Source organism: Paenibacillus sp. FSL W8-0194 (assembly GCF_037969745.1).
GTDB lineage: Bacteria > Bacillota > Bacilli > Paenibacillales > Paenibacillaceae > Paenibacillus_AQ > Paenibacillus_AQ cookii.
On record NZ_CP150205.1, the window covers coordinates 3535094 to 3549324 of the forward strand.

The 14231-nt window shown below is 55.4% G+C and carries 16 protein-coding genes; 3 read left to right on the top strand and 13 right to left on the bottom strand.

Features of this window, described 5'->3' with window-relative positions; all coding sequences use genetic code 11:
* Positions 1-158 precede the first annotated feature (158 nt).
* Complete coding sequence (locus tag MKY58_RS15850) at positions 159-617, top strand: GyrI-like domain-containing protein (protein WP_339321132.1); 459 nt, start codon at positions 159-161, stop codon at positions 615-617.
* Between the two features lie 115 nt (positions 618-732).
* On the opposite strand, the gene MKY58_RS15855 is transcribed toward MKY58_RS15850, so the two are convergent.
* The 10 genes from MKY58_RS15855 to MKY58_RS15900 form a co-directional block, all read right to left on the bottom strand.
* Positions 733-1530, bottom strand: a complete 798-nt coding sequence (locus tag MKY58_RS15855) for an ABC transporter ATP-binding protein (protein ID WP_339321133.1) — start codon at positions 1528-1530, stop codon at positions 733-735.
* Entirely contained in the window at positions 1523-2443 is a 921-nt protein-coding gene (locus MKY58_RS15860; RefSeq protein WP_339321134.1) for an ABC transporter permease, read from the bottom strand. The genes MKY58_RS15855 and MKY58_RS15860 overlap by 8 nt, the downstream gene beginning before the upstream one ends.
* A gap of 134 nt (positions 2444-2577) precedes the next feature.
* On the bottom strand, positions 2578-3618 hold the full coding sequence (locus MKY58_RS15865) for an ABC transporter substrate-binding protein (RefSeq protein WP_339325173.1): 1041 nt from the start codon (positions 3616-3618) through the stop codon (positions 2578-2580).
* A 206-nt stretch (positions 3619-3824) separates the two neighbouring features.
* A complete protein-coding gene (locus tag MKY58_RS15870; RefSeq protein WP_339321135.1) occupies positions 3825-4508 on the bottom strand; it encodes an HAD family hydrolase in 684 nt (227 codons plus the stop codon).
* Positions 4509-4749: 241 nt separating this feature from the next.
* Entirely contained in the window at positions 4750-5682 is a 933-nt protein-coding gene (gene pfkB / locus MKY58_RS15875; protein ID WP_339321136.1) for a 1-phosphofructokinase, read from the bottom strand.
* A 227-nt stretch (positions 5683-5909) separates the two neighbouring features.
* Positions 5910-6833 (bottom strand): carbohydrate kinase family protein, encoded by a 924-nt coding sequence (locus tag MKY58_RS15880; protein WP_339321137.1) that lies wholly within the window; start codon positions 6831-6833, stop codon positions 5910-5912.
* A gap of 44 nt (positions 6834-6877) precedes the next feature.
* A complete protein-coding gene (locus tag MKY58_RS15885) occupies positions 6878-7462 on the bottom strand; it encodes a histidine phosphatase family protein (RefSeq protein WP_339321138.1) in 585 nt (194 codons plus the stop codon).
* A 15-nt stretch (positions 7463-7477) separates the two neighbouring features.
* Positions 7478-7900, bottom strand: coding sequence for a metallothiol transferase FosB (gene fosB / locus MKY58_RS15890; RefSeq protein WP_339321139.1), 423 nt, complete (start codon positions 7898-7900; stop codon positions 7478-7480).
* 40 nt (positions 7901-7940) lie between these two features.
* The gene (locus MKY58_RS15895; protein ID WP_339321140.1) at positions 7941-8435 is read right to left on the bottom strand and encodes a tetratricopeptide repeat protein; all 495 of its coding nucleotides are present in this window, start codon (positions 8433-8435) and stop codon (positions 7941-7943) included.
* 27 nt (positions 8436-8462) lie between these two features.
* Entirely contained in the window at positions 8463-9494 is a 1032-nt protein-coding gene (locus MKY58_RS15900) for a LacI family DNA-binding transcriptional regulator (RefSeq protein WP_339321141.1), read from the bottom strand.
* A 295-nt stretch (positions 9495-9789) separates the two neighbouring features.
* Between MKY58_RS15900 and MKY58_RS15905 the strand changes: the two genes are divergently transcribed.
* On the top strand, positions 9790-10839 hold the full coding sequence (locus MKY58_RS15905) for a 2,3-butanediol dehydrogenase (RefSeq protein WP_339321142.1): 1050 nt from the start codon (positions 9790-9792) through the stop codon (positions 10837-10839).
* A gap of 256 nt (positions 10840-11095) precedes the next feature.
* Complete coding sequence (locus MKY58_RS15910) at positions 11096-11857, top strand: MBL fold metallo-hydrolase (protein ID WP_339321143.1); 762 nt, start codon at positions 11096-11098, stop codon at positions 11855-11857.
* A 209-nt stretch (positions 11858-12066) separates the two neighbouring features.
* Here the strand turns inward: MKY58_RS15910 and murI are convergent, their stop codons facing one another.
* The 3 genes from murI to MKY58_RS15925 all read right to left on the bottom strand — a co-directional run bounded on the left by murI (position 12067) and on the right by MKY58_RS15925 (position 14057).
* Positions 12067-12876: a glutamate racemase gene (gene murI / locus MKY58_RS15915; protein WP_339321144.1), complete on the bottom strand. Its 810-nt coding sequence runs from the start codon at positions 12874-12876 to the stop codon at positions 12067-12069.
* Positions 12877-13042: 166 nt separating this feature from the next.
* Entirely contained in the window at positions 13043-13531 is a 489-nt protein-coding gene (locus tag MKY58_RS15920; protein ID WP_339321145.1) for a GNAT family protein, read from the bottom strand.
* A gap of 25 nt (positions 13532-13556) precedes the next feature.
* On the bottom strand, positions 13557-14057 hold the full coding sequence (locus MKY58_RS15925) for a DinB family protein (RefSeq protein WP_339321146.1): 501 nt from the start codon (positions 14055-14057) through the stop codon (positions 13557-13559).
* Between the last annotated feature and the right edge of the window lie 174 nt (positions 14058-14231).

Genomic DNA, 14231 nt, shown 5'->3' on the forward strand with positions numbered 1-14231 from the left:
TCCTGAACATATCATTTCTATGAAAACGGCCAAAAAACCTTTTTTCGGAGGAGGGATGTTCTTTTGCCGCTTTTTCGAAAAAAATGAATGAATATATTTTTATACCATGATAGCATCCAAAGTGAATTCACTCATATGACCAGAAAAGGAGCTTAACGATGAACCTGAAGATGGAAAACATTCCGAATTACCGCTTGGCCTATGTGCGGCAAGTCGGCCCGTACGGCCCGGCCAATGCCCAAGCCATGGAAACACTGAAACGGTGGGCCGCAGACAGACATTTGCTGACCGAATCGGCCATTCTGCTCGGAATCCCGCAGGATCGCCCCGAAACGACGCTTCCCGAAAACTGCAGGTATGACGCCTGCATCGTGATTTCGGCGGATGTTGCGTTGGATGATACCGTGGAGGAAGGCGAATTTACCGGCGGCGAGTATGCGGTTTGCACGGTGAAGCATACCACGGAAGAGGTTCAAAAGGCATGGGCCGCCGTTTTCCCGGCTTTGCGGCAAAGCGGATATCAACCGGACAACAAGCCTGCCTTGGAACGATATACCGGGAAAATGATCGCCGATGGATATTGCGAAATTTGCATCCCTGTGATGAAAACGGTCTAAAGAATACGCAAAAAGAAGAACAAGCGGCTGCCGATCGCGACAGCTCCTTGTTCTTCCTTATACGCATGTTTTATGGCACGATGATGAGCTTATTGCACGATGTCATTTGAATCGCTTATCCGCCCAATACGACCCGATCGTCCGACAGCTTGTGGCCGCTGATCCGTTCGAATTCGCCGAGCAGCTTTTCGATCGTAAGATCCTTTTTCGTCCGTTCATCGATATCGAGAATGATTTTCCCCTTGTCCATCATGATCAGCCGATTTCCCAGCCGAATGGCCTGCTCCATATTATGGGTGACCATCAGCGTCGTCAGCTGCATCTCGCGCACAATCGTATCCGTCAATCTCGTAATCAGCTCCGCGCGGGCGGGATCAAGCGCTGCGGTATGTTCGTCAAGAAGCAAAATCTGCGGCTTGGTGAAGGTGGCCATCAGCAGGCTGAGCGCCTGCCGCTCCCCTCCGGACAACAGTCCGACTTTGGCGCGGAGCCTGTTTTCAAGGCCGATGCCCAAACGTTCGAGCGATTCGCGGAACATGCTGCGGCGGCTTGCGTTGATGCTGACCGAAAGTCCCCGCCGGGCCCCGCGCCGGTAAGCCATCGCCAAATTTTCCTCGATCGTCATTCGCGGCGCCGTTCCGGCCATCGGATCCTGGAACACGCGGCCGATCCATCGGCTGCGGCGGTATTCGGGAAGGCCGCTGATCTCCTGGCCGTCGATCCTGACCGCGCCGGCGTCCGGTTTCATCATGCCCGAAATGATGTTCATCAAGGTCGATTTGCCTGCGCCGTTGCTTCCGATGATCGTGACGAAGTCGCCGGGATTCAGCTTCAGGTTGATGTGCTGCAAAGCGATTTTTTCGTCCGGCGTTCCCGGATTAAACAGCTTGGAAACATGGGATAATTCAAGCACGGAGATCACCTCCCTTAAACTCCTTCGATAAGGCCCCCGTGAGTTCTTCGGTACGCTTTTTGGCCATTTTTTTCTGCTTCATCGCCCGGCTGGCCGTCGGGAAGACGAGCGCAATGATGACGATGACCGCCGTAATGACCTTCATGTCCGAAGCATCGAGCCATTCCACCCGCAGCGCCAAGGCAACGACGATCCGGTAGACGATCGCGCCGAGCACGACCGAAATCGTGGCATGAATGATGTTGCGGGCTCCGAATACGGCTTCGCCGATGATCACCGATGCAAGTCCAACGACAATCATGCCGACCCCCATCGTAATGTCCGCAAATCCGGATTGCTGCGCGATCAGGGCCCCGGACAGCGCCACAAGGCCGTTGGAGAGGCTGACGCCGATGATTTTGGTGGTGTCCGTGTTAGCCCCGAAGCTGCGGATCATCCGGTCGTTGTCGCCGGTTGCGCGCAGCGCCAGGCCGACGTCCGTCCGGAAAAACCAATTCATGAGCAGCAGCACGATGATCAGCATGCTCCCCAGCACGATCCACGGGTTGACGGAGGTAAGCACGGTATCGGCATCGATGATCGCGATGTTCGGTTTGCCCATAATCCGCAAGTTGATGGAATGCAGCGCAATCATCATTAATATCCCGGACAACAGCCCGTTGATTTTTCCTTTGGTATGGAGCAGCCCCGTGCATAACCCAGCCGCGATGCCGCCGGCAAAGGCCACGATGCAGCTCAGCCATGCGTTATATCCGTGGGAAATCATGACGGCGGCAATGCCGCCCCCTGTCGTAAAACTGCCGTCAACGGTCAAGTCCGGAAAATCGAGAATCCGGTACGTAATATAGACGCCAAGCGCCAACAAAGCATAAAGCAGTCCCAGTTCGACCGCGCCTATCAGCGAACTGATCATAATGACGTTCCTCCTTCGGGTAATTTCCGCCCCGATCGGGCGGAAGAGTTCATAGATGCCGCAAATCCAGCCCGTATGCAATGAAGGGAGTGGACGAAGGACGTCGCCACTCCCTATCACACCAATCCGTGCCGTTACTTATTGATGATGTAGTTCTCCTTGTCCTGCACTTCGTTCTTCATTTCTTCCGTTACCGTAACCCCTTGCGCCTCGGCAGCCTTCAAATTGAGAACGACGTCCAGCTTCTCCTGCATTTTCACCGGAATCTCTCCCGGATTTTTACCGTTTTTCAAAATGTCCGCCGCAAGTTTGCCGACCTCGTATCCGTGATCGAAATATTTGAAGCCGACGGTCGCGAACGCGCCTTTTTCAACCGTATCGTAGTCGCTCGAGAAAAACGGAATATGATTTTCGTTGGCCACTTGGATGATCGTATCCGCTCCGCTGACCACGGTATTGTCCAGCGTAATGAAAAGCGCGTCGGCGCGGCCGACCAATGACTGCGCGGCTTGCTTGACTTCGGACGTGTTGGTCACGGCCGCTTTGACCAGCTTGATGTTATGCTTGGCCAGCGCTTCTTCGGCATTTTTGGCCATGACGACCGCATTCTGCTCCCCTTCGTTGATGATCAGACCTACCGATTTGATGTTCGGAAAATGCTTGGCGATAAAATCCATCAGCCGTTGAACCGCCTCGGGATTCGTGTCGGAAACGCCGGTCACGTTGCCGCCCGGCTTCTCCAGGCTGGAAACGATCTTGGCATCGACCGGATCGGTCACGGAGGCGAACAGGACCGGTTTGTCCTTGACCTCTTTCACGACGGCCTGCGCCGAGCTGGTGGCGATGGCGAGCACGAGGTCTTCCTTGCCCGAAGCAAACTTTTGCGCGATGGACAGGTTGGTCGCCGAATCATTTTGGGCGTTTTTATAATCCACTTCCAGATTGTCGCCTTCGGACAACCCCGCATCCTTAAGCGCTGCCATGAAGCCTTCCCGCGTCGCGTCTAGCGACGGATGCTCGACGATTTGGGAAATGGCGATTTTATACGTTTTTTTGTCCGCTTGGTTTCCGGAGCCGCCGGCTTCCGTTTTCTTGCCGTCAGAACTGCCGCAACCTGCAAGCGCTGCCGCCAAAAGCGCCGACATGACGACAGGCAGCCATTTTTTCTTCAACATCATTAGACCCCTCCAACATTTTCCTCTACACTGCTTTTGTGTTCGAAAGCATTAAAGCAATCGGGTAAAAAAAAGAGTGCCGATCGTATAAAATTTTCCATTCCATACAATCCATTGATTATTCATAATCATAAAGGGGCACTCCGGCATCCGTCAATCGGTATCATGTAAAAAAATGAATTTTTTTATCGGATTTTAAAGGATGATTATTCCAATTCGCCTACCCGGTTTTGCTTCTCCAGCCGTTCGATCAGCTCGTTTAACGGCATCGCTTCCATGTCGGGGATTTTCAGGTCGTAACCTTCGAACGAAAAGGTCGTCGTCATCTCGTTCGGCACGATCACGGTACGGACTCCGGCTTGTTTCGCCGCGATAAACCCGTTCAAGGAATCTTCGAAAGAGACCGCTTCCTCCGGCTGGATCTCCAGCTTTTGCAGCGATAATCGATAAAGCTCGGGGTCCGGCTTCACCTTCTTGACCAAATCCGCCGTATTGACGAATTCGAAATAACCGTGCAGGCCGAATTTGTCCAGGTACGGCTCGATCCAGTTGTAATAGGAGCTCGAGGCGATGCAAACCCGCAACCCCAGCCTTTTGGCTTCCTGCAGATAGCTGACGACGCCGGGCCTCGGCTGCACGTCCTTCAACAGCTCCCGGTAGCAAACGTCGACCTGCTTGCGGATCCGTTCGGCATCCCCGGCCTGTTCAAGCAATTCGGCGAGGTATGTATATGGGTTGAAAAATTCGAAGGAAGTCCCGACGCACCGGGCATACATTTCGAGCGGGAGCTCCTTGCCGTATTCCCTGTATATTTTGCAAAAGGCGTGGTAGGCCGGCGTTTCCGTATCCACGATCAATCCGTCGAAATCAAAAATAAGCGCTTTAATCATGTAACTCTCCTTTTCGTCCTCGTATTCTTTTCCCCGTCGCCGGTCCCCATTTTCCCAGCCGTTCGGCATGAACCCGCCCTTTCCCCGGGAAAATAAACAGCCGCTTCACGGCCGCTCTGAAATAGGCCCTCGGTTTATACTATAAAATTCTTCGCCGGCGCGGCACATTCCTCTTTTTTCGGGAAGCGGCGAAAGACCGGACGCCAACGCGCCCGGCCATTACAAATGATACTGCCGCAAGTTATAATGCCGTGATCCGTACCTGCCCGCGCAGCCGTTCCACCTCATCCGGTTCGATCAGCCCCGCTTCGTCCGTCATGGCGTTGGAAGTGCCTGCCGCCGAAGCCAGAGCCAGCCCTTCTTCGAGAGACAGCCCTTTGGCCAGCGAGACCGCCATTCCGGCGACGTACGAATCCCCGCAGCCGACCGTGTTCACGACGTCGACCTTCGGCGTTTCCACGCGGAAAGTTCCCGCTTGGGACGCCACCATGGAGCCTGCGCCGCCGAGCGAGACGCTGATCCGGTCCATGCCGTATTTTTGCAGGAGCGTTTCGACCGCCTTTTGGAGCGCCGCCTCATCCTGAACGTGGATGCCGAGAAGCCCCTCGACTTCCTCTTCGTTCGGTTTGATCATATCCGGCCCGGCTTCCAGGCCGAAGCGCAGCGCGTCCCCGCTGGCATCCAAAATGACGTAGGCTCCGGCTTCTTTGGCGATCGATACGAGCTTCACGTAAAAATCCTTCGGAACCCCGGCCGGCAGGCTGCCGCTAAAGCAAACGATGCGGGATTTGGCAGCGTGCTCGCGGATTTTCTCTTCCATCTGCGCCAAAGCCTGCGGGTCGACGGTCGGCCCCGGCTCCAAAAGCTCGGTGGAAATACCGTTTTCCTCGTCCAAAATGTTCAGGCAAACCCGCGACTCCCCGGGAACGGAGACAAAATCATGCCCGATGCCCATCCGGTCCAATAGCTGTTTGATCATTTCGCCGTTAAATCCGCCGACGAAGCCGGTTGCGGTCACCGGCACGCCGAGCTGGGCCACGACTTTCGCCACGTTGATCCCTTTGCCGCCCGGCGCGGCGCGGAACCGCTGTACCCTTGAAACCTTGCCCAGCGGAAACGTCGGAAGAAAATACGTCTTATCGATGGCTGCATTCAATGTTACGGTCGTAATCATAAATACCCTGTCATCCCATCCTAGCCGTGAACGTGAGCTCCTTTTCCGTCATGACCCGGCCCGGGGAAAGCCGTCCTTCGCTGCCTGCTCACCGTTTGCTATCCGTCTCGATGCCCCCTGAAGCCCTTGCGGTCATGGGGCAAAAACCCCATGCCGCCGGGCACATCGGCAATATCCAAAGTATACCTGCATGCCTCAAATTGCACAACGTTACATTCCGGAGCTACTCACGCCTCTTCCAGCATCGCGTGTACTTTTTCCAGCGTCGGCAGGGAGCCCGTCCCCCCGATCCCCAGCGTCGAAATCGCCCCGCTTGCGTTGGCGAACCTCACCAGCTCCCGTCCGCGCAAACCGCTGCGGTACGCATAAATCAAACCGGCATTAAAAGCGTCCCCGGCACCGGTCGTGTCGACCGGCGCGACTTGGAAGGAGGCGACCAGCTCCGGTGCCCGCTCCGGCGCAAACAGCATCGCTCCCCTTTTGCCGCATTTGACGACCACGGTATTCACGCCTGCCGGAAGCCCTCTGGCTGCTTCTTTTACGCTTTCGGCCCCGTAAATGTGCATCATTTCCTCTTCGCTCGGAATAAACAGGTCCGTGTGCGGCAGCAGACGGTCGATTTGTTCGCGGTACCACAATCCGCGGACGTCCCAGCCGGTGTCAAAGGAGGTCGTCGCCCCCTCGGCCCGGAGGCCCGCAAACAACGTTTCCCAATGCGGCCGCATGCCGTCCTGAAGAAAATAAGAGCCGAAATGCACATGGTCCGCTTCGGCAAGCAGCCCCGCAGGGAGGTGCTCCGGCGCAAGCAGCGGAATGCTGCCCGGGTACGTGAGCAGTCCGCGGTCCCGCGGCGTCGAAAAAGACAAGGTGACCCCGGTTTTAAGATCCGCCTTCCGGATGACATGTTCGGTATTCACCTGCATCCGATCCAGCTCGCGCAAGCAAAAACGCCCGAAGTCGTCTTCCCCCACCACGCTTACGAAATGAACTTCGGCGCCAAGCGATGCCAGCGCGCATGCAGTAATCGCCGAAGACGAACCCAACACCACGTCGAAGGAATCGATCAGCTTTTCCCTGTTCCACTCCGGCATCACGTCGGTGCCGGCCAAAATAACGTCCACGTTCAACTCGCCGACGACAACGATTTTCACGGCATTTTCCCCTTTGCAATTGGTCTTATGGTCTTATGCCTGCATTACAAATTGACGGCGTCCAAATGACGGCGGCAGTTGTACAAATCGCATACCCACTGTTCATCCAGCTTGCGGATCAACGTGACCGACGTGTTGTGAAGATGCTGGCGTTCCCCCATGTTCGCAACCAGCGCCGGAAGCAGCGTCGAGATCAAGGCGCCATGGCTGACGAGGAGCACGCGCTGCCCGGGATGCCGCTGGCAAACCTCCTTCACGAGTTCCGTTCCGCGCGCAATCATCGACTCTTCGGTCTCGATTCCAAGCTCAAACTCCCGCCAGTCCTCGCCCCACATCCGAATCCGGTCTTCCTCCGTCGTGCCTTCGATTTTACCGCAGCCTTTTTCCCGCAAACGCTCATCGCTATAGAGCGGAATGCCAATCGCTTTGGCGATCGTTTCCGCCGTTTCCTTCGCCCGCGACAAATCGCTTGCATACACGGCATCCCATGTCTCGTTCCGGAACCGTTCCGCCAGCGCCCGGGCTTGCGCCCGGCCCGTATCATTAAGCGGAATATCCGTTTGTCCCTGCGCCTTTTTCGCCACGTTCCAGTCGGTAATGCCGTGTCTGACCCATCCAATCGTCGTCATCCTATGTCCCCCTTGTTATTCGTCGTAAAATGTCATATGGCCTTTTTCCGCCCGGTAATAATCGAGACGGTCCTGCAGCGTGCCCGTGTGAAGCTCGAAGCGGTGTCCGTCCGGGTCCAGGAAATAGACCGATCGCTTATCCTTTTCATCGCGTTCCCGTCCGGGCAGGACTGTGACATCAAGTTCCCTCAGGCGGTGAAGCCAAAAGTCGAACTCTTCTTCCGCCACCGAAAAGGCGATATGGGTATACGTCCGCGGCACCGCTTCTCGCTTTGCATCCTCTTCGTTCAAGGCAATCCACAGCCCTTCCAAATCGAAGTAGGCAAGCTTTCTCCCTTTGACGAGCGGTTTTGCCCCAAATACGTTCTCATAGAAGGCCATCGAGGCGTCGAGATTCGAAACGGAGAAACAAATATGATTGATTCCCTGCAATTTCATGCGGCCGCTCCTTTCCTTGAAACTTCCGGATCGGCTTCGCTCACTGCCATACTTCATCCAGCTTATCGGCATAAAAGCGGATCGCCCTAGCGTAACCCCGAATCCCGTCATCCCCGGACGTATCGGCGATTTCGGCCAGCAGCAGCTCCATCGCCTTCGGGTGTCTGCCTAAATTATACAACACCATCGCATAAAACACGCGGAATTCTCTTCGCTCCGGAAACGCGCTCATTCCCTGTTCAAGCACCTCCGCCGCCCGGCCGTATTCCCCGAGCGACCTGAAGGTGCTGCCAAGACCGAGCAGCGCGCCTGCAAGCGATTCTTCGCCGAGCCCTAACCGGATGGCTTCTTCATAATACGGCACCGCCTCCCTTTCGAGACCGAGGACATCGTGGGTCCATCCCGTCTGGTACCAAATTTCCGCATTGCCCGGCTCCTCTTCCAGCAGCGACAGCCATAACTTCCTGGCCTGTTCGGCATCGCCCGATTCCCGCAGCGATATCGCCTGACGAATCTTTTGTTCCGTATCCGACATGTTTCCGCCCCTTCCTTTCCAAGCCCGTTAGTCCAGGTAGACCGTGCTCCGCTTCATCTTCACGCTGGACTCGCGCACGATCAGCCTTGGTTCGAATTGCACCCTCTCATAAGCGCCTTTGGATGGTTCGCGGATCCGTTTCAGCAGCAGCTCCGTCGCCAGGCGGGACACTTCCGCCCCCATGATGGATACCGAGCTGATCTGCGGGGAAGTGAGCGTCGTCCAAATGTTGTTGTCGATGCCGACCACGGCCACGTCCTCCGGCACCCTGACCCCAAGCTCTTTAAAACGGTTGATCAGCCCGATGGCGACCATGTCGTTCCCGGCGTAAACCGCGTCCGGCATATGTTTCAGGCTTTTGAAATAATCGGCGGCTTTCGCCCCCGTGCTAAGCGAGAAGTCCTCGCCGAAATAAACCAGCGACAAATCGACGTGCGCCAGCGAATTGACATAAGCATTGTAGCGTTCCTCGATGATATCCTTAGGCGCTCCGGCGTAACCGATCCTCGTGCGGCCGATGCTGATCAAATGCTCCATCGCAAGGCGCCCTTCCTGCTGCGACATGCAAACCACGTCCGCTTTAATGTCGGGCCCCAGCTTTTTCCCGTAGTTGATGACCGAGATCGGCACCGGCGATTTGTTGACGAGCTCGACGAAGTTTTTCGGATACGCCAGCGGCAAAATGATCAGGCCGTCCACGTGCAGCTTTTTGACGTCGCGGATCGTCTCCAGCTCGATCTGCCCGATGCCGGACGTGTTGATGTTGACGACGCGGTAGCCGTGATGTTTGGCGGCCTGCTCCACGGACCAGGCGATTTCGGGCATGAACGCGTTGCGGATATCGGGCACGGCAAGCGCGATCTGATAGGTGCTGCGCACCTTCAGGCTTTGCGCCGCAATGCTCGGGATGAAACCAAGTTCTTCGATCGCCTGAAGCACCTTCGTTTTCGTTTTTTCGCTGATGCCCCCGGAATTGTTGATGGCCCTGGATACCGTCGCGATCCCGACGCCGGCTTTTTTGGCGACGTCTTCGATGGTGACTTTCGAGTTTTTTGACAAGCCGACCCGGCCCTCCTTAATTCGGAATCGTTTCCTATTTTCGTTCCGTCTTTTCATTTACTATTTCTATTATACCATGAAAATTTTGGCGGTTGAATTACGCGGAGATCCGGGTGATATACCCTAGCTTAAAAGGCTGTTTTTCAAGAAAAAATCTGTGTGCCCCGTTTCGAAACCGGTTTGACAATCCTGTGAAGTTGTGACATATTAGTTTTCGGAAACGTTTCCGAAACGCGAGCAATCCAAGCTCATCTGAACCTATTCAGAACCTAAGATCGAAATGGAGATGTCAAGCATGAAAGCATTAAGATGGCATGGCCAAAAAGACCTGCGTCTGGACACCATCGAAGAACCTGTCGCAACGAGCGGCAAAGTCAAAATCAAAGTGGAATGGTGCGGCATTTGCGGCAGCGACCTGCATGAATACACGGCGGGACCGATTTTCATTCCCGAGTCCGCCCCTCATCCGCTGACCGGCGAAAAAGCCCCGATCGTGATGGGACATGAATTCTCCGGGCAAATCGTCGAAATCGGCGAAGGCGTGACAAAATTCGGCGTCGGCGACCGGGTCGTCGTCGAGCCGATTTTCGCGTGCGGCAAATGCGAAGCCTGCAAGCAAGGCAAATACAACCTGTGCTCCGACATGGGCTTTCTTGGACTTGCCGGCGGGGGCGGCGGATTTTCCGGTTACGTCGCGGCGGATGAAGCCATGGTCCATAAAATTCCGGATTCCGTGTCCTTCGAGCAGGGCGCGCTTGTCGAGCCGTCAGCGGTCGCTCTGCATGCGGTCCGTTCCAGCAAGCTGAAAGTCGGCGATAAAGCGGCCGTATTCGGCACAGGACCGATCGGCCTGCTCGTGATCGAGGCATTAAAAGCTTCCGGCGCATCCGAGATTTACGCGGTCGAGCTGTCTCCGGAACGCAAACAAAAAGCGGCGGAGCTCGGCGCGATCGTCATCGATCCGAAGGAATTCGACGCCGTGAAGGAAATCCATAAACGCACGCAGGGCGGCGTGGACGTCGCCTATGAAGTTACCGGCGTTCCCCCTGTGCTCACGCAGGCGCTGGAATCCACCAAAATGGGCGGCGAGCTGATGATCGTCAGCATCTTCGAAAAAGAGGCGCCGATCCACCCGAACAACGTCGTCTTGATGGAACGGACCGTCAAAGGCATCATCGGGTACCGCGACGTCTTCCCTGCGGTCCTCAGCCTGATGGAGCAGGGTTATTTCCCTGCGGAGAAACTCGTGACCAAGCGGATTTCGCTCGACGACGTGCTCTCCGAAGGCTTCGAAACGCTGCTGAAGGAAAAAAACCAGGTTAAAATTCTCGTGAAACCGGAATAACCGATCCGGGATCGTTCTCTTCTTTTGATCTATCCAACTTCCAACCACCTATTGCAAAGCCGGATTCTCGTCCTGAGAAATCCGGCTCTTTTTTATCCGCCGTTTCGAAGCGGATCGCGACAAAACGCGTCGATAATTTTATATTGACAAATTCTTTAATTTGTGTTATGATATAATATTTGTGTTTGACTAATGATTTTTGTGGCGCTATGATAGTACCTGCCTTACATTTTTCATGAACCTATGGAGGTGCGGCATGAACCCAGCCACGCAAAATTATCGTATTCATATGCTTGACATCGCAGCCGTCGTTATGGGAAAAGAGGACATCATTCATCCCGTGCTGATCCATGATGAGAGGCACGCGGTGTTGGTCGACGCCGGATATCCCGGCCAGCTCGGCAAATTCGCCGAAGCGCTAAACCCTTACGGACTTCGCATGCAGGACGTGACGCAGGTCATTTTGACCCACCAGGACATCGATCATATCGGAAGCCTTTCGGCAATCCTCGAAGAGGCGGGGCATGACGTCGAGGTGATGGCCAGCGCGGAAGAAAAACCTTTTATCGAAGGCGAAAAGATGTTATTAAAAATAACGCCCGAAGCGCTTGCCGCAGCGGAAGCCATGATTCCCCCCACCGTTCCGGACGCGTGGAAGCAGGCCTTCCTCTCCACATTAAAAAATCCGCCCAAATCCCCCGTGCACAGGGTCATTCATGACGGACAAAGGCTGGACATCTGCGGCGGCATCGAGGTGATAGCAACGCCGGGACATACTCCGGGACACATCAGCCTATACCATGTTCCAAGCAAAACGCTGATCGCCGCCGATGCGCTCCGGGTCGCCGACGGACGTTTATGCGGACCGGATCCGGACCAGACGCTGGACATGGGAAGGGCGATGGAATCGGTCGGAAAGCTTGCCGGCTGCCAAATCGAAACGATCATCTGCTACCATGGCGGCATGTACAAAGACGGAAACCTTTCCCGAACCTTGCGTGAACTGGCTGGCCTCTAAGGGAGCCGTCAAATATGCGTTGCGTTTGTTCCATATAACAGAAGTCCCTTGCTCCCGGTCGCCGACAGGCCGTTTGATTCCGGACCTTATACGACGCCGGCAACGCCGGCGGCACGAAACGGCAAAAAATCCGCCACGAATCCCCGCGATTCCCGGTTGATTCATGACGGATAAGCTTAGCGCTCGGACGGATGGCGCCCGATATGGCTCTAACCCGTTACTTTTACAGCTTTGCCCGTGTTTGCCGTTTCACGGCTGTGGTAGAGCTCGAAGGCCTGCTGCATTTTCCGCAAATAATCCGGTTCCCGGCCGGAGCAAGCAAAACGAATTTCCCCCTTGCCGCCCGAGCCCAGTCGTTTTTGCTCCGCCAAAACGCTCCGGAGCCTGCGGATCGTGCCGCGGCTGCCGTCGATAATCTCCATATGCGCCGGCAAAATCCGGCTGAGCAGCGGCTTATAAAATGGAAAATGGGTACATCCCAATACAAGCGTTCCATAATCGTTCAAATCGTACGGCGCAAATTTTTCTTCAAAATAAGCCGTCATCACGCCGGGATCGAACTGCATGGCCTCGCAATACGCAACCAGTTCGGGCAGCGGGAGCGAATCCACGATGCTGTGGTCGTCCACGCGGGAGACAAGCTGGGCGTATTTCGATTGGTGAAGCGTCAGCGGCGTCGCGGCGACCAATACTCTTTTTCCGGTGTTGCGGTTCATTTCGACGGCCGGCTTCACCGCAGGTTCCATCCCGATGATCGGAAAGCGGTATTCCTGGCGCAGTTCCTCCGCCGCCGCGCTGGTTGCGGTATTGCAGGCAATGACCAGCGCCTTGATGTCTTCCCGCAAAATTTGATCCAGCGACTCACGCACAAAGTCCTGCACCTGCTCCTTGGTTTTCGTGCCGTAGGGCGCATGAAGGGTATCGGCAAAAAACAAAAAATCCTCTTCGGGCAGCTGCTTCACGGCTTCAGAAAGGACGGTCAATCCGCCTAAGCCTGAATCAAAAAGCGCAATTCGCATGTTGTTCACCTGATTTTTTCATAGATTCGTTTCGCATGGTTCTTTGGTTCCCTATATGATGAAAACCAAATTATGGCCAAAAGTCAAGGATAACCGCCGTGGAAAAATCATACATTGCCGTGAATCGCCGCGGTATGAAGCCATCACGAACCCGGTCCCGGCCAAGTTAAACCCGCCTGCGGACCATGCAAATAAACGGGGTTTCCCGGCCGTGTACGGGGGAAGACAAGGCGCCCGCCCGCTCGAAGCCCGCCTTCCCGTAAGCGCGGATCGCCCGCTCGTTAAAAGCGGCGACAACCAGCCGGATCCCTTTTCCCGGAAAGGCACGCTGCACGTACCTGGTTCCCTCCTCGACAAAGCGGCGGCCATGCCCCTGTCCGGTCAGCTCGGGCTTCATCCCGAGGCCAAAGTCCACCAAAGATTCATCCTCATAGATTCCCGCGGCGTAACCGCCGGGGACTCGGGCCGAAATGCCCGTGCAATAAAATCCGATGACGCGTCCTTCGGCATCCTTGACGGATACGTAATCGCCGTTCATCAGCTCGGCGGCATCCTCTTCGCTCCCGTCCATGCTGTACAGCTCATAGGGAGGCGGATATTGCCACAATGCGATGACCGCCGCGTCCTCCGCGTTCATGCTGCTGATTCGATACACTGCTTAGCACAACCTTTGCCTGATTTTAAAATAAGGTTCTTGCGGATTGTTCTTGAAGAAGGGTTTCACCAAGCCCGCGGCCGATGACATTCGCCGATACGCGTTTGATGCCAAGCTCCTTGGCCCAAACCGAAAGCTGGCCGACGTGGTGAATTTCGTGGGCGATGACGTGCCGCAGCACTTCGCCGTACACAAGCGGCTCCGTCTGCCATGGAACGCGCACCACGGTTCTCTCTTTTTCCGCGTTTACCTTCGATAAAATATCCTTGATTTGGCCGCGGCAATCCTCCGACAGCATCCTGATTTTCTCCAGCGATGCGTAATCCTCGAAACGAGGCTCCCAATCCGCCATTCCTTCGATCGCCCGGATCCAGCTCAGTTCCACGTCGACGATATGGAACAGCGTCCGAAGTATCGATCCGACGCCCCCCGTCCGTTCCTTGGCGAGTTCGCCGGCGGGCAACTCTCCGAATACCTCAAACCACTCATCTCTCACCTGCCAGTTATACTCAAACCAGGTCTTCAAGCTGCCGCTCCCTTCCATCCCCTTACCATCTTCGTTTTATCCTATGCCGCAAAGAGTCTGCATTCTCTCCGCGGCTGCTATTTTTCATAGGGTTTAGGGACCGTTTTTCAAAAGTTAAACACAGTATACCACGGATCGATTCCGGCTGCCGCAATCGGAGCCCGCAAACGATAA

What these genes read in the sequence shown, in the direction of transcription:
- MKY58_RS15850 (WP_339321132.1), top strand. Translation starts at nt 159, where the DNA reads ATGAACCTGAAGATGGAAAACATTCCGAATTACCGCTTGGCCTATGTG.
- MKY58_RS15860 (WP_339321134.1), bottom strand. Translation starts at nt 2,443, where the DNA reads ATGATCAGTTCGCTGATAGGCGCGGTCGAACTGGGACTGCTTTATGCT.
- MKY58_RS15865 (WP_339325173.1), bottom strand. Translation starts at nt 3,618, where the DNA reads ATGTTGAAGAAAAAATGGCTGCCTGTCGTCATGTCGGCGCTTTTGGCG.
- MKY58_RS15870 (WP_339321135.1), bottom strand. Translation starts at nt 4,508, where the DNA reads ATGATTAAAGCGCTTATTTTTGATTTCGACGGATTGATCGTGGATACG.
- pfkB (WP_339321136.1), bottom strand. Translation starts at nt 5,682, where the DNA reads ATGATTACGACCGTAACATTGAATGCAGCCATCGATAAGACGTATTTT.
- MKY58_RS15885 (WP_339321138.1), bottom strand. Translation starts at nt 7,462, where the DNA reads ATGACGACGATTGGATGGGTCAGACACGGCATTACCGACTGGAACGTG.
- fosB (WP_339321139.1), bottom strand. Translation starts at nt 7,900, where the DNA reads ATGAAATTGCAGGGAATCAATCATATTTGTTTCTCCGTTTCGAATCTC.
- MKY58_RS15895 (WP_339321140.1), bottom strand. Translation starts at nt 8,435, where the DNA reads ATGTCGGATACGGAACAAAAGATTCGTCAGGCGATATCGCTGCGGGAA.
- MKY58_RS15905 (WP_339321142.1), top strand. Translation starts at nt 9,790, where the DNA reads ATGAAAGCATTAAGATGGCATGGCCAAAAAGACCTGCGTCTGGACACC.
- MKY58_RS15910 (WP_339321143.1), top strand. Translation starts at nt 11,096, where the DNA reads ATGAACCCAGCCACGCAAAATTATCGTATTCATATGCTTGACATCGCA.
- murI (WP_339321144.1), bottom strand. Translation starts at nt 12,876, where the DNA reads ATGCGAATTGCGCTTTTTGATTCAGGCTTAGGCGGATTGACCGTCCTT.